This window comes from Paraburkholderia strydomiana, assembly GCF_046030495.1.
Classification (GTDB): domain Bacteria; phylum Pseudomonadota; class Gammaproteobacteria; order Burkholderiales; family Burkholderiaceae; genus Paraburkholderia; species Paraburkholderia strydomiana_A.
In genome coordinates, this window is sequence record NZ_JAQQCJ010000024.1 from 1 (window position 1) to 22149 (window position 22149).

The following is a 22149-nucleotide window of genomic DNA, read 5'->3' on the forward strand; positions in this document are numbered from 1 at the left end:
CGCGAAATACCCCTTCACGGCGGCGATGAACGTGTCGATGTCGGCGCGCGACACGTCCTTATGCGTGACGAAGCGCGACGCATACAGCATCTGCGTGAGGATGCCGCGCTCCTTGAGCCACGCTTCGAGCGGCACGCAATGCTGCTGCGGAAACTGCGCGAACACCATGTTCGTCGCGACCGACTGCACCTTCACCTGTTCGATCGACTCCAGACCCGCTGCCAGATGCGCTGCGTTCGCGTGGTCGTCGGCGAGACGCTCGACGTTGTGATCCAGCGCATACAGGCACGCCGCCGCCAGCACGCCGGCCTGGCGCATACCGCCGCCCAGCACCTTGCGCCAGCGGTGCGCCACGTCGATCAGCGCCTGGCTGCCGACCAGCACCGAGCCCACCGGCGCGCCCAGTCCCTTCGAAAAGCAGATCGAGACGGAATCGAACGGCTCGCACAGCGCCGCGACCGGCTTGCCCGAGGCGACTGCCGCGTTGTAGACGCGCGCGCCGTCGAGGTGAGCCGCGAGGCCCCGCTGACGCGCGAGTTGCACCGCCTCGGCGACGTAACCGGCCGGCAGCACCTTGCCGCCGATGGTGTTTTCCAGCGCCAGCAGACGCGTGCGCGCGAAGTGGTTGTCGATGGGCTTGATCGCGGCGGCGATCTTCTCGAGCGGGATCGAGCCGTCGGCGGCGTTCTCGAGCGGCTGCGGCTGGATGCTGCCGAGCACCGCCGCGCCGCCGCCTTCGTATTTGTACGTGTGCGCCAGTTGGCCGACGATGTATTCGTCGCCGCGCGCGCAGTGCGCCATCAATGCCGCGAGATTGCTTTGCGTGCCGCTCGGGAAGAACAGGCCGGCTTCCTTGCCGGCGCGTTCGGCGACCGTGGCTTGCAGACGCAGTACGGTGGGGTCGTCGCCCCAGACGTCGTCGCCGACTTCGGCGGCCGACATGGCCGCGAGCATCGGCGGAGTCGGGCGGGTTACGGTATCGCTGCGCAAATCGATCATTGTGTGTCCCTGTGCGTCCATGAATGACAGCCTATGACCGCCGGCGGCGCGCCCTTCAATTTTGCGAAGAGGGAATGCGGCGTTGGCGGGTCAGCCGTGTATTTTGCTTTTTGCTTTTTGTTTTGTCACTGGTGCAGCGCAGCACCCACCGGCAGGGATGTCCGGTGAACCGAGCGCGGCGGCCCGCTCCCGTGGGATGCGATTGCAGCAAAGCCGGCGCGCTCGCGCCATCAGATTGCGCCAGGAATGCTCTAACGATGCGTCGTCTCGCCGGCGTCCGAGCTTCCACTCACCGCTGCGTGCGGATCGATTTCCGGTCCCATCGTGACGAGCACGCTGCAACTGACCCGGTCCAGCAGCAGGCCGTTGCTCCTGCCGCCCCACCAGCGCGCGAGGCGGCTCGAATGACGATGTCCGACGACGATCAGGTCCACCTTCAGTTCGTTTGCCAGCAGCGGAATCTGATCGAGCGGATCGCCGATGGCGAAATGTCCGCGCGCGATGATTCCGCGCGCGGCGAGCTTCTGCAACCCTTCGTCGAGCAAACTTCTGGCCGAATCGGTGATGAGATCGATCGGCACGGCGGAGGCAACGTCGGCGCCTTGCATCCACGGGAGATTGTTGAGGACGGAGAGCACGTGCACTTCCGCGTGAAGCTCCTGAGCCAGAGAAGCGCCGTCCTTCAATGCGTGCTGTCCCTCCCGGGTTCCGTCGTAACAGAGAAGAATGCGGTTGAATGTCGGCATGTCATTTCTCCCTGTGCTTTGCGTTTGCGAAACGCGACAGCACGGCAACCCGCAACTCAAACGACAGAGGCGAAAACGGATCCGCCACGCTCGACGCCAACAGCTGCATAGCCGCAAGGCCAGCACATTCCCAGTTCATTGTATGTCACTTTGTGACATATGAGCCGCCTGGCATCCGAAGGTGAAAATGGGTGCAAGAAAACTCGGCGGGCAATGCTCAATTGTCATTGCTCCAGGTCGCGCATCGCTGAACTTGATCTGCAGGACGAAACGACATTGCCGCTCACCCTTGAACCGGTCAGGAGTCAGTTTTTATATCACAATGCAATATAATCACCGCCACAGGGCACGCGCGTCGCCAGGGTTTCCCCGGTCATGCCGGCCCGCATCATCAACTCCTTTTCCTGTCCAGATCTTGTCCCGCTCCATTGCCCTGCGCTGGCTTGCCAGCTTCATTCCCGCACCGGTCGCCGTGAAATGGCAGGAGCGCGGCCGCTCGTGCCTCGGCGCGCTGCTCGGCATCGCATTCACTGGCGGTTCCATGTATCTGCTGCTCGGGCCGGCGGCGAGCATCCCGCTGCTCGTCGCGCCGATGGGCGCATCCGCCGTGCTGTTGTTTGCCGTGCCCGCCAGTCCGCTCGCGCAGCCCTGGTCGATCATCGGCGGCAATCTGGTGGCGGCGACGATCGGCGTGACCTGTGCCCATGCAATCGCCGATCCGACCCTCGCCGCCGCGCTGGCGGTCGCGCTGTCGATCGGCGGGATGTTCGCGCTGCGCTGCGTTCACCCGCCTTCGGGCGCGGTCGCATTGACGGCGGTGGTGGGTGGACCGGCCATTCACGCGCTGGGCTACCGGTTCGTGCTGGAGCCGATTGCGATCCAGTCGGTTGCGCTGCTCGCCGCGGCGCTCGCCTACCACGCCGTCACCGGCCACCGCTACCCGCACGCGGGGCGGCAGAACCGCAGCGCCCCGGTCGACGACGCGTCGCGCGGCGGCTTCACCCGGGCCGATCTCGACACGGTTTTGAAGCGCCGTGGCGAAATGCTGGACATCGACCCGGACGACCTCGAATCGCTGCTGCGCGACACGCAGCTTCAGGCCTTTTCGCGCAGCTTCAACGAGCTGAGCTGCGAAGACATCATGTCCCGCCATGTGGTGACGGTCTCCGTGACCACGCGCGCGACGACCGCGTGGGGCCTGTTGAAACGCAACAAGGTCAAGGCGCTCCCCGTTATCGATGCCGGCCAGAACCTGATCGGCATCGTGACGCGAACCGACCTCGTCGATAAGCGGGTTTTCAGCAAGTTCGCGCCGATCATCACGCAGATCGACAGCTGGCTGCGCGGCGACCCGCGCCGTCCTCCGAGCGTCGGCCACGTGATGAGTACCGAGGTCCGCACCATCGCGGCCACGGCGCCGATCACCGACCTCGTGCCGATGTTCGCCCATCACGGCCACCACCACATTCCGGTGCTCGATGCCGGCGGGCATTTGATCGGCATGATTACGCAGGTGGACCTGATCTCCGGCCTCTACCGGCAAACCGTGATGAAGGCTCAGCAGACTGCCTGACGGCATCCGGCAGCAGGAATGAATACATCACTTCGTGATATATTCAGCGTTTCATCTGCATGCACAGGCGTCCCATGAAAGTACGGACTCGCGGACTGACGAAACCCGACTTCGAGCAACTCTCGGAGTTTCGCTATCAGATGCGGCGCTTCGAGCGCTTCTCCGAACAGGCCGCCCAGAGCGAGGGCATCACGCCGTTGCAGTATCTGTTGCTGCTGCATATCAAGGGGTACCCCGGGCGCGACTGGGCGAGCGTCGGCGAGCTCGCCGAGCGCCTGCAGTCGCAGCATCACGGCGTCGTCGCGCTGGTGTCGCGCTGCGAGGCGCTCAATCTGGTGCGCCGCCAGGTCAGCGAAACCGATCGCCGGCAGGTGGAAGTGCACCTTGAAAAAGCGGGCGAACGCGTGCTCGCGAGACTCGCGGAACTGCACCGCGCCGAATTGAAATCGCTCGAAGGCGCTTTCCAGATTCCACAGATCGACCTCGACTAATCATGAGCATGGATTCCCATAAGCGTGACTTTTCGGCTAACGCCCGGCTGCCTGGCATTTTTGCGCTGGCCGCGTGCATCGGCATAGTCAGCACGCTGGCTGCATTCGTGTTGCTGAACCTGATTCATCTGTTCACCAATCTGTTCTTCTTCGGCACGCTGTCGTTCGCCGAACGTTCGCCCGCCGAAAACACACTCGGCCTATGGGTGATCGGCGTGCCGGTGATCGGCGGCCTGATCGTCGGGCTGATGGCGCGATACGGTTCGGAGAAAATTCGCGGACACGGCATTCCCGAGGCGATCGAAGCGATCCTGTTCGGCAAGAGCAGGATGTCGCCGAAGGTGGCGGTGCTCAAGCCGCTGTCGTCAGGCATCGTGATCGGCAGCGGCGGCCCGTTCGGCGCGGAAGGTCCTATCATCATGACCGGCGGCGCACTCGGCTCGCTGATCGCGCAATGCGTCAAGGTCACGGCGGCGGAACGCAAGACGCTGCTGGTGGCGGGCGCCGCTGCCGGTATGACCGCCGTGTTCGGCACGCCGGTGGCGGCCGTGCTGCTCGCGGTCGAACTGCTGCTGTTCGAGTGGCGCCCGCGCAGCTTCCTGCCGGTGGCGGTAGCCTGTGCGGTCGCCGGTTTCGCCCGCGCGCTGTTCTTCGGCACGGGCCCGTTGTTCCCGCTCGAAACGGCCGCACCGGATAGCTGGTCGCTGCTGTCCTGCGTGATCGCCGGGCTGCTGTCCGGCGCGTTGGCCTCCGGACTTTCCGCGGCGCTGTACAAGACGGAAGACCTGTTCGGCAAACTGCCGATCCACTGGATGTGGTGGCCGGCGTTGGGCGGGATCGTGGTCGGCATCGGCGGATGGCTCGAACCGCGCGCACTCGGCGTCGGTTACGACGTGATCGGCGATCTGCTGCATCAGCACATCGCGTTGCAGGTCGCACTCCTGCTGCTGGCGGTGAAGGCCGTCATGTGGGTCGTCGCGCTCGGCTCCGGCACCTCGGGCGGCGTACTCGCGCCGCTGCTGATGCTCGGCGCCGGGCTCGGCGCGGTGCTCTCGCACTGGCTGCCTGGCAACCAGCCGGCGTTGTGGCCGCTCGTCTGCATGGCCGCCACGCTCGGCGCCACCCTCGGTGCACCGTTGACGGCCATCGTGTTCGCCTTCGGTCTCACTCATGACAGCAACGCGCTGCTGCCGCTCCTGACCGCGACGCTGATCGCACACGGCTTTTCCACCGTGGTGATGCGTCGCTCGATCATGACCGAGAAAATCGCACGCCGTGGTTATCACATCTATCGCGAGTATGGCGTCGACCCGCTCGAGCGTCATTACGTCGACGAGGTGATGACGACCACGGTCGAATCGATCGATGCTGACATGACGGCCGGCGACGCGCTGACGGCGTTTTTCGGCGCCAGCCAGCTGCGCCGGGCCTATCCCGTGGTCCTTGACGGCGCGGTGATCGGCGTGGCCGACCGCGCCATGCTCGAACGCTTGTGCGCCGAAGACGGTGAAAGCAAAGCGGCGAAACGCGCGCTGAAGCTCACCGATGTGTTCGGCCAGACCACCCCGGCCTCCGCGTTGCCGTCGGAAACCTGTCGTCTCGTCGCGACGCGGCTGGCCGTGCACAATCTCGAACGATTGCCCGTGGTGGCCGACCACAAGAGCATGCGCCTCGTTGGCATCGTGTCGCGGAGTGATCTGGTCAAACCGTCGCTCAGCCATTTCGAAGAAGAGCATAAGCGGGAGCGTTTTCGGCGCCTGACACCGGCGCGCGGCAAGCGGCGCTTTGCGCCGGTTCGCAGAGCGGGCTGACACAGGCACATTGGAATCGAGGCCGCTTGCGGCCTGCCGGCTACGCGGTGCGGCGCTATTTGCCCGCGCCGCGCTCGCTTGCGCAACTCAGCACGAGTGTGTCACCCCATCTCACTGCGGGGCCGAGTGCGGCGGTGTGGAACTCGGCCCCGCCGCAACGCCACTCGGCCACGAAGTCATTGCTGCACGCCGCGGCCACGCGGCCTTTGCGCGGCGCGCGCGGCGAATATTCGCATGTCGTCCGGCCGTCGCAACGATGCGCCAGGTCATGGGTGACGTTGCCGTGTAGCGCTCCGCAGTTCTGGCCGTACGTGCCCGATACGATGCGGATAGTTCGCCCTTCCGCTTTCGCTTCCCGGCTTGCAACCAGAACGCAGATGACCGACACGGTCAACATACAGCGAATGCTTCCGCCGGGGAAAGCCCTTTTCCCGCACGAATACTTAGGGACGCTGATCATTTCTCGCCTCCCTGCAAATCACCTAGCGAACCGAACTGCACCGGTTAACAACGGCCGACGCCGTTACGCTCACCAATCAGACTTGCCAGCACAGCAGCGACCACCCGGTCGCATCGAGCGCCGCCGAACTCGAACAGGTCCCGTTCGATCGAATCGACTTCCCGAGCCAGCGATTCGCGCAGCAGATTTCTCGCGCGAAAATGCCGGCGGCGCACCGTCGCCTCCGGAATCGCGAGACATTGCGCGGTTTCCTCGATGCTCATTTCCTCGACCGAGCGCAGCACGAAGACGACGCGGAACACATCAGGCAGTTCGTCCAGTTTGCGTTCGAGCAACGCGCGTAATTCAGCGCGCGCCGCCGCTCTGTCCGGGGAATTCGAATCGTCTGCTTTCATCACGTCGAAGTCGGCATACATGCCGGGGTCCACCATCGGAATCACGTTCTGACGCCTGGCCTCGCGGCGCAAACGGCCAAAGCATTCGTTGAGCACCAACCGCGACAGCCACGTGAGGAGCGCGGACTCGCCGCGAAACTGGCCGATCGATCGATATGCCGAGAGATACGCTTCCTGCAACGCGTCCTCGGCCTCGGCGTCGTTATGGAGTGTTGCGCGCGCCAGACGATACAGACGCCGGCCGTCATAGCGCGCCCGTCAGGTTGTATCACCGGACATTCAGTGTGCCATGCATCGTCGGATGGAAGTTGCACAGATACGGATAGCTGCCCGGCTTGCTCGCCACGTAACTCCATGAAGCGTTCGGCGCGGTGCTGCCCGAATCGCTGCGCTCTGAGGATCGGTGGGGCCGGCGCTTTGCGCATGGCCAGCCTGGCTGGCCAGAGTCAGCGCCCCGAACAGAGTAACGTTGAGCCACTTCATGAGGTGTCTCCCGGATGATCGTCGCGCGCCTGGCTGGCGGTCGCAGTCCAGATCCGATGCGATCGTTGATACGGACCTGGATGTCACCGGGAGGAGCCCTGTTTCCGCATGCTTCATGCGCTTCATGCGTTGAGTGCGACGGCTACGGGCTCCGGTAGCCGCACGCAATGCTTCAAACCCGCTTGCGCGCCACGCCGATGCGTTCATCGACGCAGTGCCAAAACACGCCACGCGCAAACCGGGCTACGAAGGCTCATCCACCTGTTTTCGGCAGCCAGGTGAGTGGGTCGACAGGTTGACCGTTGTAGCGGACTTCGAACTGGATCGACGCGACGCCGCGGCTATCCACCCCTACCTCGCCGATGGTCTGCCCTTGTGCGACCGCGTCGCCTTCCTTGACGAGCAGCGTGCTGTTCTGACCGTACGCGGTGATCAGCGAGTCGTCATGCTTGATGATGATGAGCGGACCATACGCTTCGATACCGGAGCCTGCGTAGACCACGCGGCCGGTCGCAGCGGCTTTGACCGGATCGCCGGGGCGCCCGCCGATCACGATGCCGTTCGACTTACCCTGCGCGAAGGCTTTCAGGATCGGCCCGCGCAGCGGCCATTGCAGCACGCCCTGCTGGGGACCGGCGGAGGCAGTGGGCGCAGCGGGCGCAGCACCCGGCGCGGCCGGGGCAACGCCGACCGGCGGCGTGACGACGCTGCCGGAGGCCATCGGCGGAGACACGCGCAATACCTGGCCCGGCGTGACCGGTGAGTTGACCGCGAGACCGTTCCACGCGGCGATCTCCTGCGGCTTGCGGCCATACGCCGACGCGATGCCGCCAATCGTATCGCCCGCATTGACCCGGTAGAACCCGGCGGGAACCGGCACCGTGCTGAGGGTGGTCGGGCTGGACGGCGCGCTGCTGTAGAACGGCGTGCTCTCCCACGGCATCGACGTGCAGCCGCTAAACATCACGCCGAGCGCGGCCACTGTCAGCCAGCGCGTCCCCGCCAATTGCCATTGTCTTGTCATGTGATTTTCCTCGACACCTGTTTCAATCGGATTCAATCGATGCCCAAGCATTTACCGTGCCGCCGTGTCTCGCGGACCGGCGCGGCAATGGCTCTCCATTATGCCGCCATGCCCACGGGCGACGGTGTGGGCATGGCCTCAAACCTGCCGAAGTTCGTTCAGACGCTGCCCTGCGCTTCGACCACCAGGATGCGCGCCGCGCCGATCGGATGAGCCACGTGCTCGGTGCCTACCGACGCGTAGAACACATCGCCCGTTTCCAGCACGGCCGAGCGCTCGACGCCGTCCTCGCGATAGCGCATCTCGACGCGGCCATCGAGCACGGCGAACACTTCCTCGCCGTCGTTGACGTGCCACTTGTACGGCTGATCGGTCCAATGCAGGCGCGTCGTGATGCCGTTCATGCTGGCGATGTCGAGCGCGCCCCAGGGACGCGTCGCGGTAAAGCTCTTGCTGCGGATGATCTTCATGGTCAAAGGGCAGTTGAGAAAAACGGACGCCGCCGAGTGCTTTCCTCGCGCGCATACCGCAGCGGCGCAAGCTGGCGCAACAGGCTTTCGACTGGCCCCATTATAGGTCGGACAGCGGGTCGGACAGCGGGTCGGACAGCGGGTCGGACCGCTCTGGCGCCCTCCGCGACAAGGTCATCTGACCCATTCGTGTGATTATTGAAACCTTTGAGGCCTCGCCTATACTCCCTCAAGCTGCGCGGAGCACACCCTGCGCCTACGTCTGGATCCTGCGAGGAGCGGAGCATGAACAAAGCCACCTTTCTGGCCGTGCAACTGAACGTCGACGATGTTGCGGCGTCGCCCGGTCTGGTCGAGTTGCTGAATACGCACCTCGTTTTCGCCGCCGACGTGGCCGAAGCCGCCGACGCCTTGGTGCAACTGGCCAGCATCGCGGGGCTATCGAGCGGCGTCGAAGCCAGCGTCGAGATTCCGGCGTTGGCGATCGAGCGGCTGCGCGAGGCGCTAGACAACCTGAGCGGCTACGACGAATCCTGGCTGCTCGCCCTGGAACCCAGCCGCGCACTCTTCGATGAAATCGGCCGCCGGCATCGTACGTTGCATTAGCGGGGGTGTTTGCGAAGTGCCTATACATCCCGCGCTGTCGCTCGCTTCACCAGCTGCGCGGAGGGAGCGCTGCAGGCAGGCGTAGGTGGACAGCACGCGCGGGCCGGTCCGGTGACTCAATCTGGCTGCCGGCCAAGGGATCAAGCCCTTGTCCAATCGCAGACAGCCGCATTGGAGCCTCGACCGAGACTGGCCCAGCGCCGTAAACGACAAAACGCCATCCAGCAAAGCGGATGGCGTTTTTTTATTGCTCGCCGCCTTATCGATCAGGCGGCGCCTTCATGAGCTTCGGCGCAGCTTAGTTGCCGAAGTAGACCGAGTTGCGGTCGGTGTTGCTCACCGGACGGCCGGCTTGCGAGGTGCCAGCCATCGGCGCGCCGTAGCCGCTGTTCGCAGCTTGAGCCGTACCGTTTTGTGCATCGACGCGCGCTTGCGCAGCCTGGATGCTCGCCGGGTAAGCGAAGTTGTCGTTCGACGGGTTGTAGCCGGCCTTTTCGAGCTGCACCAGTTCAGCGCGAACCTGAGCGCGCGTGACCGGCTGATTCGATTGGGCGAACGACGCGACAGGAGCAACCAGAGCGGCGGCGACGACAACTGCAGAGATCAGGGTCTTCATGATTAAACCTCCATAACTTGTTGTGTAGTGCGCTTTGGGTTTGTTCTCCTGCAGCGCTTGAAAACAAGTTTAGGAGGGTTGATACCTAGGGTAAACACCTAAAACAACGAAACTCTATTGTTGTTTTTGCAATAGTGCTGAAATCATTAACCAGTATGCGAAATGGTTCAGCGAATTCCAGCAACAATATGCGGCGGCCGGCATTCGAACAACGACGCGACCCGCCCTGCCCTACGACGAAGGCGCGGCAGGTCGCGATTCGAACGATCAGCTCCAGTTCGCGTGGAAGCTGCCCGGCTTATCGGTGCGCTCGAACGTATGCGCGCCGAAGAAGTCGCGCTGCGCCTGCACGAGGTTCGCCGGCAGGCGTTCCGAGCGATACGCATCGAAATACGCCACCGCCGACGCGAAAGCCGGCACCGGCACACCCGCATTGATCGCGGCCACCACGACCTCGCGCAATGCCGACTGGTAGTTCTTCGCGATGTCGCGGAAGTACGGATCGAGCAGCAGATTCGCGATCGCTTTGTCCTTCGTGTAGGCGTCCGTGATCTTCTGCAGGAAACGGGCGCGGATGATGCAGCCGGCGCGGAAGATCTTCGCGATCGTGCCGAAATCCAGGTCCCACTTGTACTCTTGCGACGCGGCGCGCAGTTGCGCGAAGCCTTGCGCGTACGAAATCACCTTGCTGAAGTACAGCGCGCGGCGCACCGCTTCGATGAACGCGTCGCGCTTGCCACCCTCGAGCGGCTTCGCCTGCGGTCCCTCCAGCACCTTGCTCGCGGCCACGCGCTGATCCTTCAGCGACGACAGCACACGCGCGAACACGGCCTCGGTGATCAGCGGCAGCGGCGCGCCGAGGTCGAGCGCGTTCTGGCTGGTCCACTTGCCGGTGCCCTTCTGCGCGGCGCGGTCGAGAATCACGTCGACCAGATCCTTGCCGGTTTCCTCGTCCTTCTTGCCGAAGATCTTCGAGGTGATTTCGATCAGGTAGCTGTCGAGCTCGCCCTGATTCCACTCGGTGTAGACCTTGCCCAGCTCTTCGTTCGACAAGCCGACGACCTGCTTGAGCACCGCATAACTTTCGGCAATCAGCTGCATGTCGCCGTATTCGATGCCGTTGTGCACCATCTTCACGAAGTGGCCCGCGCCATCCGGACCCATGTAGGCGACGCACGGCTCGCCGTCCGGCGCCTTCGCGGCGATTTCGGTGAGGATCGGGGCGACCAGGTCGTACGCTTCGCGCTGGCCGCCCGGCATGATCGAGGGGCCCTTCAGCGCGCCTTCCTCACCACCGGAGACGCCGGTGCCGATGAAATGCAGACCGGCCTTCGCGAGTTCCTGATTGCGGCGGATGGTGTCGGTGAAATGCGTGTTGCCGCCGTCGATCAGAATGTCGCCCTTGTCGAGCAGCGGCTTGAGCGAGGCGATGGTGGCGTCGGTGCCTTCACCGGCCTTGACCATCAGCAGAATGCGGCGCGGCTTTTCCAGCGACTCCACGAAGTCTTCCAGCGTGAAGGCCGGCACCAGCTTCTTGTCCGGATATTCGGCGATGAGTTCGTCGGTTTTCTCGCGGCTACGGTTGTACACCGACACCGCGTGGCCGCGGCTCTCGATGTTGAGCGCCAGATTGCGGCCCATGACCGCCAGCCCCACCACGCCGATTGCCTGTTTGCCCATGTGAATTCTCCAGAGTCCAAAAATGTCGTGACGCCGCGCCGGAAGGAAGGTCGGCGCGGCGTCGAGGGTGAAAGGATAAAAGAAATGCGCACTTGCCGCTCGTTGGCGGACAACGGGCGGTGTGTTCCACTGCATGCGGCCGGCGCGGCGCCGCTTCATGATTCGCTTCGCGGCGGCCCTTCATGAAGCCTCGATGCGTGCCGCCACGTCGCCGCGACTCATGAAGCAGGCCGGTTTCAGCCCGCGAAAAAACCGTTTGCCGGAGCCGCGCCGTGGCCGAATGCGACGTCCGTCAGACTTGCGCCGCGTCCGGGCGTTTCCTGAACACAAGGCTGAAATTGTTGGCCGGCATCGCGATCGGCTCGTCGCACGCGAAGCCGACCGACGCGCCCAGCGCAATCACGGCTTCCATGTCGCGCACGCCCCACTCGGGGTCGCGGCTGCGCAACTGCTGATCGAACGCGTCATTGCTCGGCGCCGTATGCGCACCCCCGCGTTTGTACGGACCATACAGATACAGTACACCGCCATCGACGAGACGGCGGCTCGCGCCGGCGAACAGCGCCTCGGCCGCGCTCCACGGCGAGATGTGAATCATGTTGACGCAGATCACCGCGTCGAGCGCAGCATCCACGCCCCAGTCCGGTTGATGCACGTCCAGAGCGAGCGGCGCGCGCACGTTGCGCAGACCCTCGTGCGCGATCCACGCGGCAATCGACGCGCGCGCGTCGGCGTCGGCGTCGCTCGGCTGCCAGTCCAGCCCGGGCAGCGCGCGGGCGAAGCACATCGCGTGCTGGCCCGTGCCGCTCGCGATTTCGAGCACGCGGCCGGTGGCCGGCAGCGTGTCGCGCAGCACGGCGAGGATCGGTTCGCGATTGCGCTCCGCGGAAGGCGAACGTTGCCGCAGCGCCGGATGGGAATCAGTCATGGTTGGATTGTGTGTCAATAGAGGGTCGTGCGCACGCGTTCGGCGAACTCGCGGTCGTAGGTGGCGGCGTCGAAGCCGGCGCCGTTCAGGCGCCGATGAATCTCGCCCGCGCTCGGCAACTGCGAGCGTTCGACGTGCCGCGCCGGGTCCCACAGTTTCGAACGCACGAGCGCCTTCGAGCAGTGAAAATACACCGAGTCGACGTCGATCAGCAGCACGGTGCGCGGCAGTTTACCTTCGACGGCGAAACTGTCCAGCCATTCGGCGTCGCTGGTAATCCGCCCGCGGCCATTCACGCGCAAACTTTCGCCGACGCCGGGAATGATGAACAGCAACGCCAGCCGCGGCTCGACGATGATATTGCGCAGACTGTCGAGGCGATTGTTGCCGATGCGGTCCGGCAGCGCGAGCGTGCGTTCGTCGACGACCCGCACGAAGCCCGGCGCGTCGCCGCGCGGCGAACAGTCGAGGCCGTCCGGACCGGCGGTGGCCAGCACGGCGAACGGCGCGACTTCGATGAACGCGCGATAGTCTTCGTTGACGTACGCGATCTCCTTGCGCAGCGCGCGCTCGTGCGGCTGGCCGTAGAGGGCTTCGAGCTGTTCGATCGTGGTCAACATCGGCGTTTCCTTTCGAGTTGCGTTGTTATTCGGGGCGACTCACGAGCAGCACGCGAGCGGCGCGCGCGGCAGAAGCGAAGCGGCTTGTCGGAGCAGCCCAATGGGTGAGCCGCCCCGCACGCCACCGCTCCTCGCGTGCCCGTCGCTCAATCCAGCGCCAGCCGGCCGGCCAGCGCGCTCAGCGTGTCCCCGCAAGGCGCGGCGAGCTTCAACGACAGCAACGGATCGGCGCGCGTGCGCCCCAGATTGATCGCGGCGATCGGCTTGCCCTGCCTCTGCGCCCACACGCAGAAGCGATAACCGGAATACACCATCAGCGACGAGCCGGCTACCAGCAACGCATCCGCCGCATCGAGCGCGTGCGAGGCCGCTTCGACGCGCTCCTTCGGCACGCTTTCGCCGAAGAACACCACGGCCGGCTTCAGCAGACCGCCGCAGTTCGGACACGCCGGAATGCGGAAGCCGCCGAGACCGTGCCATTCGAGATGCGCGTCGCCATCGGCGGCGGTTTCGGCGCTCACGTCCAGCAGCGCAGGATTGTCCGCTTCCAGCACCTGCTGAATCGACGCGCGCGCATGCTGCAACCCGCAATCGAGGCACGTCACGCCGTCGATGCCGCCATGCAGTTCGATCACCGCGCGGCTGCCCGCGCGCTGATGCAGGCCGTCGACGTTCTGCGTCACCAGCGTCGGCACGTGGCCGGCCGCTTCGAGCCGGGCCAGAGCGGTATGCGCGGCGTTCGGCTGCGCCCGCGCGACCACCGGCCAGCCGACCATGCTGCGCGCCCAGTAGCGCTGGCGCATCGCGAGCGTGCCGAGGAACTCCTGCAGTGTGATCGGCGGCGAGCGCTTCCACTCGCCGTTGTCGTCGCGATAGCCGGGGATGCCCGAGTCGGTGCTGATGCCCGCGCCGGTCAGCACGAACAGGCGCGGATAACGCTGCACGAAGCGATGCAGGTCGTCGAGCGTGTGCGAGTCAGGCAAAGGTTCGAGTGGCGCGGGCTGAAGATCGGTCATGACGGAGCACGGTGAAAGACGGCGGCCTGGACGTGTCACCTCGCATGCCGCTCAACGAGGCGGGCGCGGCCTGGTTTGCCGCGTGGGTGTCGCGTGCCGCGCCTGCCACTCGGCGAGCGCGGTCCGATAGCGCGCGAGCGCTTCGTCGTAGAGATCGAAAATACAGGGACTGCAGCCGCTATGACAACAGTCGTTGAGATCGGGCTGCTCGGGCGGCAACGGCTGCGGGTCGTCGCTGGGTGTGGCTTGGGGCACGGCGAATCGCGTTCCGTGAAAAACAGGAAGCGCCCAGTATAAGTTGATCCCGCATGGCGCGCTGCCGCGCGCGCAACCTCAGCCCCGGCCGACGAACGGCATCTTGCTCGCCATGATGGTCATGAACTGCACGTTCGCCGACAGCGGCAATTCGGCCATGTGCAGCACCGCGTCGGCGACGTGCCGCACGTCCATCAGCGGCTCGACGGCGATTTCGCCGTTGGCTTGCCGCACGCCGCGCGCCATCCGCGCGGCCATTTCGGTTTCGGCATTGCCGATGTCGATCTGCCCGCACACGATGTCGTACTGGCGGCCATCGAGCGACACGGCTTTCGTGAGACCTGTGATAGCGTGTTTGGTGGCCGTATAGCCTATGCTGTTGGGCCGCGGCGCATGCGCGGAAATCGAGCCATTATTGATGATGCGGCCGCCGCGCGGACTCTGCGTTTTCATCAGGCCGAAGGCGGCCCGTGTGCAGAGGAACACGCCAGTGAGATTGGTGTCGACGATGGAGCGCCATTCATCGATATCGAGTTGATCGATATCGACGGGCGAGCCGTTGCGGCCCGCGTTGTTGAACAGCACGTCGAGCCGGCCGAAACGCTCGCGGATCTGAGCGAACAGCGCCGCGACGCTGGCGGCGTCCGCCACGTCGCAGGCGACGGCGAGCGCGTCGCCGTTCAGGTGTTGTGCTTCCTGCGCCACGGCATCGAGCGCCGCCTGACGGCGCCCGGCCAGCACGACGTGATAACCGTGTTCCAGCAGCCTGAGCGCACACGCGCGTCCGATGCCGCTGCCCGCGCCGGTTACCAGCGCGATCTTTCCGATTTCCGTTTCCGTCACTGTGTGTCTCCTGTCGACCTCAATGCTCGCAACTGCGCGTGCTCACCGGTCCGCCTCGACCCTATAACGGCGGACACGCACGCGCTCCTGCCCCGGCACCATACAGCAGCGGATTGCCAATCGCAAAGGCCCCACCACAGCGCCTCAACTTTCATCGTGCTTTCATTTGCAACCATTCCTGACACCCGCGCGCCCCGGCGCGCATCAATGGTATCTTTCGCGGCTGCGCGTGATGCGCAGGATTCATGGCCTTCCCGGACGGAAGAAGGCAGACAGGAAGCACGCTTTGATGAACGAATTCTCCACGACGCCGCATGGCGTCCAGCCCGCGCCGCCGCGCCGCTGGCCGCTAACCGGCTATCCCGCGATGCTCACCGCGACCGCCGCATGGCACGTCATCGTGCTGGCCGGCTGGCTGCTGGCGCCCGCCGCGTGGCTCTGGTGGCTGGCCGCGATCTTCGTGAACCACGCCATTTTCACGGTGACCGGCCTGCTGCCGCGCACTTCGCTGCTGGGCCCGAACTGGACGCGCCTGCCGGCCGGCGCGCACAACGCGGACGCCATCGCGCTGACCATCGACGACGGCCCCGATCCCGTGGTCACACCGCGAGTGCTCGACCTGCTCGACGCGTTCGACGTGCGCGCCACTTTCTTCTGCATCGGTGCGAACGTACAGCGCTATCCGGCACTCGCCCGCGAGATCGTCGCGCGAGGCCATGCGCTCGAAAATCATTCGCAGGTTCACGTGCACACCTTTTCCGTGACGCTGCCAGGCGCGCTCACGCGTGAGATCGACGCCGCGCAACGCACGCTCGAAGAGGTGTGCGGCGAGCGGCCGATGTTTTTCCGCGCCCCCGCGGGCTTGCGCAACATCTTTCTCGAGCCCGTGCTGCGCAAGCTCGATTTGCGGCTGGCGGCATGGACACGGCGCGGCTACGACACGCGCGAGCGCGATCCTCGCGTGGTCACGCGACGGCTGCTCGACGGTCTCGCGGCGCGCGACATTCTGCTGCTGCACGACGGCAATGCCGCGCTCACGATCGAAGGCACGCCGCTGATTCTCGCGGTGCTGCCGAGGGTGATCGATGCAGCGCGGCAAAAAGAGTTGCGCTTCGTTACGTTGAGAGAAGCGCGGATCGACGCGTGAGGCGAGCGGGTTGTGGGCGACCGCATCCGCCCCACTCCCGTCATCGCCCAAAATCCGCCGCCATATCCTCATCCGTACGCACCTCCAGTTCACCGCTGCGGCACGCCTTCAGAAACACGCCGTAGTCGCGTTCCACCTGGTCCGCGTAGCTCGTCGCATACCCGGTCAGCGCTTCCGCGAACTGATCGCCTCGGCCGATATACGCGCTCACCTCGATCGCCTGGCCGCTCGCCTTCGCATGCGCGCGCGCCATGATCCAGCCGCATAGTCGCGCATAGCCCTCCAGCAAGTCGTTATCGAACAGTTCGAGATTCGCCGACAGCTTCATGTCGCGCAGTTGGCGAAAGTAGAAATGCCGGCCGAGCGGGCTTGCGGCCCAGCCTAGAAAGATGTCGCTCGTCGCCTGCAACATGCGCTGCCCCTGCACGACACGCTCGCCCTCGTGCGCGAGCGGTCGCGACGTGTGAAACCGCGCGATCACCGACGGCCGCGCTTCCTTCATTTGCAGGAACAGCGGCTTTCCCATGTGATCGACCAGCAGCAGCGCGAGGCAACGCGTACCGACGCCGCCCACGCCCATTACCCTGAACACGATGTCCTGCACGGAGAAATGATCCAGCAATTCACGCCGGTCGTGCGGCATCGTCTGCAGGTACTCGCCCCACATGCGTTCGAGCAGCTTGCGCCAGTGGGCACCTCCGTACATCTCGGTCTCTTCCGGTGTGAATAGCGTGTTCGTGCCGTGCACGTGAAAGAACGCCGGCGGTGCGTCGCGAATCGTCCAGTGATCGCCTTCGTGCAAAGCCATTTTTTCGAGCGCGCTTTCGTGGGTTCGCGCGGCCGCCTTTTCCATGCCGCGCCGCACGCTGCGCCGCCGCTCGGGTGACAGCGTGGTTTCCGCCATGCGGTCGAACGTGATGCGGTCGTACCAGAGTTCGAGCGCACCCAATTGCGCGTACTGCGCCATGCGCTCGCGATACTCGCGCACGGCGGTCATCACGAGGTTCTCGGCGGTGCCGCGGCTCAGCCGCATATGACGCGCGGCCACCACGAGGCTCGCGCTCAGCCGTTTCAGGTCCCATTCGAACGGACCGACCGACGCTTCGTCGAAGTCGTTCAGGTCGAACACGAGTTGCCGCTCGGGTGTGGCGAAGCCGCCGAAATTCATCAGATGGCCGTCGCCGCAGATCGGCATGGTCAGGCCACTGTCGTGAACCTTGCTGAGATCGTGCGCCTGCAGCAGCGCCGCGCCGCGAAAAAACGCAAAGGGCGATGCAGCCATGCGCCCATGGCGCAGCGGCACGAGACTCGCGACCCGGCCTTCGCTGCTTTGCTTCAGCAGGTCGATCGGGTTGCGATGCAGTTCGCCTACCGTGCGATGGCTCGAACGTTTCGAATGCTCACGGGCGGCACGGCCACGGGCCTCCCGTTCAGCGATGGTGCTGGCTTTCATGCGCTTCTCCGTTTTGGGCGAGTCTTGACCGGCGGTTGCAAAGACTGCTTTTACTGGCACGACAAAGCAAATCATCAGGCGCGCGAGGCATCGTCGAACGGAGCCCTTCGCGGGAAATCACCTTCGGGCTTCGAACCGCGATCATAGCGGCCTGCGACAGGCAATCGGTAAAAATGTTGCCTCGCTCTATTCGACCATGACGGTCGCTCACTTCGGGTTGCCACCGACGTCGTGGCCAATTTCTCATGCAAGCAGCGGGCAAAATTACCGGAGCGTACGTTTCAAACTAACCATTTGGTGAATTTCCATTTTTTCCTTGCCCGACACACTTCAGCTATAGCGAATCCAGCCGTTTACCCATCCATACAGAACTTTTATGACGCGTGAAAAAAGCCCTTGAATTAGGGCCTGTTCTGAACGGACGTGCGTCGCGCGAGAGAAACGGAGAGAGTATGTTTGTCGCAATCGGCTGGGTGGTGGTCATCGCTTCCGTAATCGGTAGCTTTATCGGCGTGGGGGGCCATTTGCCGGCGCTCGTTCAACCGTTCGAACTACTGTGTATTTTCGGCGCGGCAATCGGCGCGTTCGTCGTGAGCAATCCGACTTCTACGCTGAAGAAAACCCTCAAGGCGATTCCTTCGTGCTTCAAGGGTGGCGGCTACACTAAAGAAAAATATCTCGAACTGATCGCCCTGCTTTATGAACTGCTGCAGAAGGCGCGCAAGGAAGGGATGATGGCGCTCGAAACCGACGTCGCCACACCCGAGGAAAGCGTGATCTTCCAGAAGTATTCGCACGTGCTGAACGACCACCATCTGCTCGATTTCATCGTCGACTATCTGCGCATGATGTCGGGCGGCAACGTCAACGTACTGGAAGTGCAGGACCTCATGGACGAGGAACTGGCCACGCATCATGCGGAAGCCTCGGTCGCGGCCAACGCGATCCAGAAAATGGCCGACGGCCTGCCCGCGTTCGGCATCGTCGCCGCGGTGATGGGTGTCGTTCACACGATGGGCTCCGTGGGTGCGCCGCCCGCCGTACTCGGCGAGATGATCGCCGGCGCGCTGGTCGGCACCTTCCTCGGCATCCTGCTCGCGTATGGCTTCATTGGTCCGGTGGCGGATCTGCTCAACGCGAAGGGCCGCGCCGAAGCCAAGCCGTACCAATGCGTGAAAGCCGTGCTGCTCGCATCGCTGTCCGGTTACGCGCCGCCGATCGCCGTCGAATTCGGCCGCAAGGTGCTGTTCACCGCCGACCGCCCGAGCTTCCAGGAACTCGACGACGCAGTCCGCGCCACCAAGATGCCGAAGTCGGCCTGACGCGGAGCGACACGATGAGCGAAAGAAGATCGCGCGCGTTGCAGCAGGTCGAGACGCCTGCGCCGGTGATCGTGCGCCGCTCGAAAAAGGGCAACGATCATGGTGGGCATCACGGTGGAGCATGGAAGATCGCATACGCCGATTTCGTCACCGCGATGATGGCGTTCTTCCTGCTGATGTGGTTGCTCGGCTCAACGTCGAAGTACGACAAGCAGGGCATCGAGGACTACTTCAACACGCCGCTGTCGAGCCTGCTCGGCGGCAACGAGGGCGCGGCGGCGGCGCGGCCGAGCGTGGTGCAAGGCGGCGGCCGCGACATCGCCGATACGCGCCCCGCCGAGGGCAGAAAGAGCCAGACCGAGCCGACCCCGCCGTCCGCCGCTACGCCGAGCGTGACGCCGCCTGCCGACGCGGCCCGCTTGCAGCAGTTGAAGGCGAAGCTCACCGCGCTGATCGAGCAGAGCCCGGCGTTGAAGGCATTCAAGGATCAGATCCGCATTTCGATCACGAACGAAGGGCTGCGCATCGAGATCGTCGATTCACAGAACCGGCCGATGTTCGCCTCCGGCAGCCCGAAGCTGCAGCCCTACGCAGTGACGATCCTCACGCAGATCGGCGCCGCGCTGAACGACGTCGACAACCGCATTTCGATTGCGGGCCATACGGACGCAGTACCGTACACGGCGGGGCCGGAAGGCTATTCGAACTGGGAGTTGTCGTCCGAACGCGCGAACGCCGCGCGCCGCGCGCTGGTGGCGGGCGGCATGCACGGCGAGAAGCTGCTGCAGGTGCGCGGGCTCGCCGACGTCTTGCCGCTCAACAGCCATGTCGCCGACGAGCCGACCAATCGGCGCATCAGCATTCTCGTGTTGAACAAGGCGGCGGAGCTGGCGTTCTTCCACGATGGAGGGCGAACCACGATCGACGAAACCTCGCCGGCGAGTTCCGCCATTCCTGACGTCGTCGGACGCTTGCGGCCGGTGAGCGGCTCGCGTGGCACGCCTTGAGTTGCGAAGGGCATTGCGCACGACTGGTGCGGTGATACCCGCGCCGGCAGCTTCGTGCGACGCTCTCATGACGGCGCATGCGCTGTGTTCCATGCAGTGCCCGGTCCGGACTGCAACGCGTTGCATCGAACGCACTTCCACCTCGATATGGCGCGAGCTTCGGTGGCGCAGTGTCGCTTCAAGCCCTTCGTCGAGACATAAGACACCTGTGATTCAGTGCGCAAGCTGCCAGCGCAAAACAGAATGCGGCGCGCGCGCCGGCATCGCCCACACGCCGCTCGAACTGAGGTCTCGAAGCGTTCGCGCGCAAGCTCAGGTTGCCCACGCCCAGATTAGCGATCGTCGCGCCGGTCGCGATGGAGACATTGTGGTAGGCCGCGAGCGTGAGCGAAGCCGGACCGCGCGCACGCGCTCCGCGCCGCCGCCTGGCTGATCAGCTGCCGATCGAAACATACAGCAGCACCATCGGCGCTTTCGATCCACCCGGCGTCGGCGCGCGCAGCGGTACCCCGTACGTGCAGCGAAAGTCGACGAATCGCGACCACTGGAAACGCACGCCCGCGCCGACGCTGGAGAGCGTGCCGCTACTGGTTTCCGCCGGCTGATCGATGCGATTCCACACGTGCCCGGCATCGAAAAAGACGAAAGCCTGAATGATCGCGCTGCTCGTGCCGAACGGCAGTCCGGGCGCGCGCAATTCGGTCTGTATGTTCCAGCCGCGATCGCCGAGCGCGACGTACGGCGTGTACCCACGCACGCTGGACTCTCCGCCGAGGCCCATCTCCTCGCTGGGCAACAAAGTGTTCGGCGTCCACTGGAACGCGCCGCTTGCGCTCAACGTGAAACCGGCGCCGAGCGCGAACGTGCGCAGCGCCGCCAGTTGCAGATACATGTAGCGCGCGGTTGCGCCTTGCCGCGCGGCGTTGAAGGCGGCGTCGTCGTTCTCGCTCGCCAATCCGCCCGGACTGCCGACGAGTGTCGCCGACGCGTGCGCGTTTCCCGCGTCGGTCGGCTTGCTGATGTCGTAAGTCAGCAGGAACTGATGGATGTGGGTGTTCGAGTTGAACACCTGGAAGCCGCCGAATTCCAGATCGTTGTTGCTGCGCTTGAAGTCGTAACCGAACTGGATCTGCTGCGCCGTATCGGTCGTGCCCGGCAGACGCCAATCGTAGCGCGCGCTCATCTGCGCGGAGATGCCGGTCTGTCCATAACTGTCGGGCAAGCGCGGCGTGCTTTGCGCGTAGACCCCGAACAGTTCGATGCTGTCGCCCCACGGCAGCGGCGCGACGTAGTTCAGCGCATGCGCCATGAAGCGCGCGCGGTTCGGGCGCCCTTCGATGTCCGGATTGCCGCTGAAGAAATCGTTGCTGGCGGTGAATTGATACGCGATCTGCTGATCGAGTCCGAACAGGTTGCCGTAGCCGATGCCCGCGAAGAAGCGATCGCGGCCGAGATCGGGCACGCCGGCATTGTCGTAGCCCGCGTTCACGCGCAGCGGCAGGCGATCTTCGGTTTGCAGGATGACGTCGGTCGAGTTCGCCGCATCGCCGGGTGTAAAGACCGCGTCCACGCGCCGATACGGGTTCGCGTTGAGCACGGCAAGCCCCGACGACACCGCCGATTGGAGGATCGCCCCGCCGGGTTCGAGCGGCATCTCGCGCTCTAGCAGCGCATCGGAAAAGTAGCGGTTGCCGCGAGCGCGAACCTGACCGAGCCGGAATTCGGCGACGGCGATATGCACGATGCCCGAGCTCACGTCCTGCTCGGGCACGTAGACATCCACGAGCGGCTTGCCCGCCGCGCGATAGTGCTCGACCACCGCGCGGCGGATCTCGGCAAGACGCGCGAAGCTCAGCGGCTTGTCGAGATCCGCGTCGAAGGTGCTGAGAAATGAGGCGTCGAGTACCGGCAGACCGGTGGCCGCGATGCGTTGCGGCGCAAGCGACTGCGCGGCCGAATCTGTTCCCGCGGGCTCGAAGACCAGTCCTTCGAGCCGGCTGACGGCGATCTGCGCGGACTGCGCGCCGGCTTCCGGAGTCTGCTCGGGCGGCGCGCTGCGCGGCGTCGGCGGGGTCGGCTGCGGCGCGAGATCCCGCCACGCCTGCGCCGACGCCGGCGCGCACTGAACGGCGAGCGCGACGCCTAGCGCGACCAGCGTGAGATGCAGAGGCTCGAACACGCGTCGCGATACGCCCGCCGGTTCG

21 protein-coding genes and 1 pseudogene are annotated in these 22149 nt (G+C 64.7%); 8 read left to right on the top strand and 14 right to left on the bottom strand.

Annotated elements, in window-relative coordinates:
* Both ltaE and PQQ53_RS26550 read right to left on the bottom strand, forming a co-directional pair.
* On the bottom strand, positions 1–999 hold a 999-nt coding region (gene ltaE / locus PQQ53_RS26545), incomplete at its 3' end, for a low-specificity L-threonine aldolase (protein ID WP_408156158.1).
* Between the two features lie 251 nt (positions 1000–1250).
* Complete coding sequence (locus PQQ53_RS26550; RefSeq protein ID WP_408327332.1) at positions 1251–1745, bottom strand: universal stress protein; 495 nt, start codon at positions 1743–1745, stop codon at positions 1251–1253.
* A 415-nt stretch (positions 1746–2160) separates the two neighbouring features.
* On the opposite strand from PQQ53_RS26550, the gene PQQ53_RS26555 reads away from it, so the two are divergent.
* The 3 genes from PQQ53_RS26555 (at position 2161) to PQQ53_RS26565 (ending at position 5620) form a co-directional block, all read left to right on the top strand.
* Positions 2161–3318 (top strand): HPP family protein, encoded by a 1158-nt coding sequence (locus PQQ53_RS26555; protein WP_408149078.1) that lies wholly within the window; start codon positions 2161–2163, stop codon positions 3316–3318.
* 74 nt (positions 3319–3392) lie between these two features.
* Positions 3393–3809, top strand: a complete 417-nt coding sequence (locus tag PQQ53_RS26560) for a MarR family winged helix-turn-helix transcriptional regulator (protein WP_408149063.1) — start codon at positions 3393–3395, stop codon at positions 3807–3809.
* Between the two features lie 2 nt (positions 3810–3811).
* Positions 3812–5620: a chloride channel protein gene (locus PQQ53_RS26565; RefSeq protein ID WP_408149061.1), complete on the top strand. Its 1809-nt coding sequence runs from the start codon at positions 3812–3814 to the stop codon at positions 5618–5620.
* A gap of 504 nt (positions 5621–6124) precedes the next feature.
* On the opposite strand, the pseudogene PQQ53_RS26570 reads toward PQQ53_RS26565, so the two are convergent.
* The 3 genes and pseudogenes from PQQ53_RS26570 to PQQ53_RS26580 all read right to left on the bottom strand — a co-directional run.
* Positions 6125–6727, bottom strand: a pseudogene (locus PQQ53_RS26570) (RNA polymerase sigma factor); the annotation flags it as partial.
* 484 nt (positions 6728–7211) lie between these two features.
* Positions 7212–7982 (bottom strand): peptidoglycan DD-metalloendopeptidase family protein, encoded by a 771-nt coding sequence (locus tag PQQ53_RS26575; protein WP_408327335.1) that lies wholly within the window; start codon positions 7980–7982, stop codon positions 7212–7214.
* 158 nt (positions 7983–8140) lie between these two features.
* Complete coding sequence (locus tag PQQ53_RS26580; RefSeq protein ID WP_168662846.1) at positions 8141–8452, bottom strand: cupin domain-containing protein; 312 nt, start codon at positions 8450–8452, stop codon at positions 8141–8143.
* 285 nt (positions 8453–8737) lie between these two features.
* On the opposite strand from PQQ53_RS26580, the gene PQQ53_RS26585 reads away from it, so the two are divergent.
* Positions 8738–9058: a hypothetical protein gene (locus PQQ53_RS26585; RefSeq protein ID WP_054041885.1), complete on the top strand. Its 321-nt coding sequence runs from the start codon at positions 8738–8740 to the stop codon at positions 9056–9058.
* A gap of 298 nt (positions 9059–9356) precedes the next feature.
* Here PQQ53_RS26585 and PQQ53_RS26590 read toward each other — a convergent pair whose 3' ends face one another.
* From PQQ53_RS26590 to PQQ53_RS26620, 7 genes are all read right to left on the bottom strand, one after another.
* Positions 9357–9674 carry a DUF4148 domain-containing protein gene (locus PQQ53_RS26590; protein WP_408156167.1) on the bottom strand — a complete coding sequence of 106 codons (318 nt, stop codon included), beginning with the start codon at positions 9672–9674 and terminating at the stop codon, positions 9357–9359.
* 267 nt (positions 9675–9941) lie between these two features.
* Positions 9942–11354 carry an NADP-dependent phosphogluconate dehydrogenase gene (gnd, locus tag PQQ53_RS26595; protein ID WP_408149053.1) on the bottom strand — a complete coding sequence of 471 codons (1413 nt, stop codon included), beginning with the start codon at positions 11352–11354 and terminating at the stop codon, positions 9942–9944.
* 292 nt (positions 11355–11646) lie between these two features.
* Positions 11647–12282 (bottom strand): DUF938 domain-containing protein, encoded by a 636-nt coding sequence (locus PQQ53_RS26600; protein WP_408149051.1) that lies wholly within the window; start codon positions 12280–12282, stop codon positions 11647–11649.
* Between the two features lie 14 nt (positions 12283–12296).
* Entirely contained in the window at positions 12297–12902 is a 606-nt protein-coding gene (locus PQQ53_RS26605; protein ID WP_408327338.1) for a pyridoxamine 5'-phosphate oxidase family protein, read from the bottom strand.
* Positions 12903–13048: 146 nt separating this feature from the next.
* Positions 13049–13918, bottom strand: a complete 870-nt coding sequence (locus PQQ53_RS26610) for an NAD-dependent protein deacetylase (RefSeq protein ID WP_408327341.1) — start codon at positions 13916–13918, stop codon at positions 13049–13051.
* 51 nt (positions 13919–13969) lie between these two features.
* A complete protein-coding gene (locus PQQ53_RS26615; protein ID WP_408327344.1) occupies positions 13970–14173 on the bottom strand; it encodes an oxidoreductase-like domain-containing protein in 204 nt (67 codons plus the stop codon).
* A gap of 78 nt (positions 14174–14251) precedes the next feature.
* Complete coding sequence (locus PQQ53_RS26620; protein ID WP_408156173.1) at positions 14252–15016, bottom strand: SDR family oxidoreductase; 765 nt, start codon at positions 15014–15016, stop codon at positions 14252–14254.
* Between the two features lie 289 nt (positions 15017–15305).
* Between PQQ53_RS26620 and PQQ53_RS26625 the strand changes: the two genes are divergently transcribed.
* Positions 15306–16163 (top strand): polysaccharide deacetylase family protein, encoded by an 858-nt coding sequence (locus PQQ53_RS26625; protein ID WP_408156175.1) that lies wholly within the window; start codon positions 15306–15308, stop codon positions 16161–16163.
* A 40-nt stretch (positions 16164–16203) separates the two neighbouring features.
* Here the strand turns inward: PQQ53_RS26625 and PQQ53_RS26630 are convergent, their stop codons facing one another.
* On the bottom strand, positions 16204–17616 hold the full coding sequence (locus PQQ53_RS26630) for a DUF2252 domain-containing protein (RefSeq protein ID WP_408327347.1): 1413 nt from the start codon (positions 17614–17616) through the stop codon (positions 16204–16206).
* Between the two features lie 452 nt (positions 17617–18068).
* Here PQQ53_RS26630 and motA point away from each other — a divergent pair, with 452 nt between their 5' ends.
* The 3 genes from motA to PQQ53_RS26645 are packed head-to-tail and all read left to right on the top strand — an operon-like array spanning position 18069 to position 20146.
* Positions 18069–18938, top strand: a complete 870-nt coding sequence (gene motA, locus PQQ53_RS26635; RefSeq protein WP_408149040.1) for a flagellar motor stator protein MotA — start codon at positions 18069–18071, stop codon at positions 18936–18938.
* A gap of 14 nt (positions 18939–18952) precedes the next feature.
* Positions 18953–19945, top strand: coding sequence for a flagellar motor protein MotB (gene motB / locus PQQ53_RS26640; RefSeq protein WP_408149038.1), 993 nt, complete (start codon positions 18953–18955; stop codon positions 19943–19945).
* Positions 19946–19957: 12 nt separating this feature from the next.
* Positions 19958–20146, top strand: coding sequence for an extensin family protein (locus PQQ53_RS26645; RefSeq protein ID WP_408327436.1), 189 nt, complete (start codon positions 19958–19960; stop codon positions 20144–20146).
* Between the two features lie 232 nt (positions 20147–20378).
* Here the strand turns inward: PQQ53_RS26645 and PQQ53_RS26650 are convergent, their stop codons facing one another.
* A complete protein-coding gene (locus PQQ53_RS26650) occupies positions 20379–22100 on the bottom strand; it encodes a ShlB/FhaC/HecB family hemolysin secretion/activation protein (protein ID WP_408327439.1) in 1722 nt (573 codons plus the stop codon).
* Positions 22101–22149 lie beyond the last annotated feature (49 nt).

Coding starts and splice junctions, on each gene's coding strand:
- PQQ53_RS26550 (WP_408327332.1), bottom strand. CDS start 1,745: ATGCCGACATTCAACCGCATTCTTCTCTGTTACGACGGAACCCGGGAG.
- PQQ53_RS26560 (WP_408149063.1), top strand. CDS start 3,393: ATGAAAGTACGGACTCGCGGACTGACGAAACCCGACTTCGAGCAACTC.
- PQQ53_RS26565 (WP_408149061.1), top strand. CDS start 3,812: ATGAGCATGGATTCCCATAAGCGTGACTTTTCGGCTAACGCCCGGCTG.
- PQQ53_RS26575 (WP_408327335.1), bottom strand. CDS start 7,982: ATGACAAGACAATGGCAATTGGCGGGGACGCGCTGGCTGACAGTGGCC.
- PQQ53_RS26580 (WP_168662846.1), bottom strand. CDS start 8,452: ATGAAGATCATCCGCAGCAAGAGCTTTACCGCGACGCGTCCCTGGGGC.
- PQQ53_RS26585 (WP_054041885.1), top strand. CDS start 8,738: ATGAACAAAGCCACCTTTCTGGCCGTGCAACTGAACGTCGACGATGTT.
- PQQ53_RS26590 (WP_408156167.1), bottom strand. CDS start 9,674: ATGAAGACCCTGATCTCTGCAGTTGTCGTCGCCGCCGCTCTGGTTGCT.
- gnd (WP_408149053.1), bottom strand. CDS start 11,354: ATGGGCAAACAGGCAATCGGCGTGGTGGGGCTGGCGGTCATGGGCCGC.
- PQQ53_RS26600 (WP_408149051.1), bottom strand. CDS start 12,282: ATGACTGATTCCCATCCGGCGCTGCGGCAACGTTCGCCTTCCGCGGAG.
- PQQ53_RS26605 (WP_408327338.1), bottom strand. CDS start 12,902: ATGTTGACCACGATCGAACAGCTCGAAGCCCTCTACGGCCAGCCGCAC.
- PQQ53_RS26610 (WP_408327341.1), bottom strand. CDS start 13,918: ATGACCGATCTTCAGCCCGCGCCACTCGAACCTTTGCCTGACTCGCAC.
- PQQ53_RS26625 (WP_408156175.1), top strand. CDS start 15,306: ATGAACGAATTCTCCACGACGCCGCATGGCGTCCAGCCCGCGCCGCCG.
- PQQ53_RS26630 (WP_408327347.1), bottom strand. CDS start 17,616: ATGAAAGCCAGCACCATCGCTGAACGGGAGGCCCGTGGCCGTGCCGCC.
- motA (WP_408149040.1), top strand. CDS start 18,069: ATGTTTGTCGCAATCGGCTGGGTGGTGGTCATCGCTTCCGTAATCGGT.
- motB (WP_408149038.1), top strand. CDS start 18,953: ATGAGCGAAAGAAGATCGCGCGCGTTGCAGCAGGTCGAGACGCCTGCG.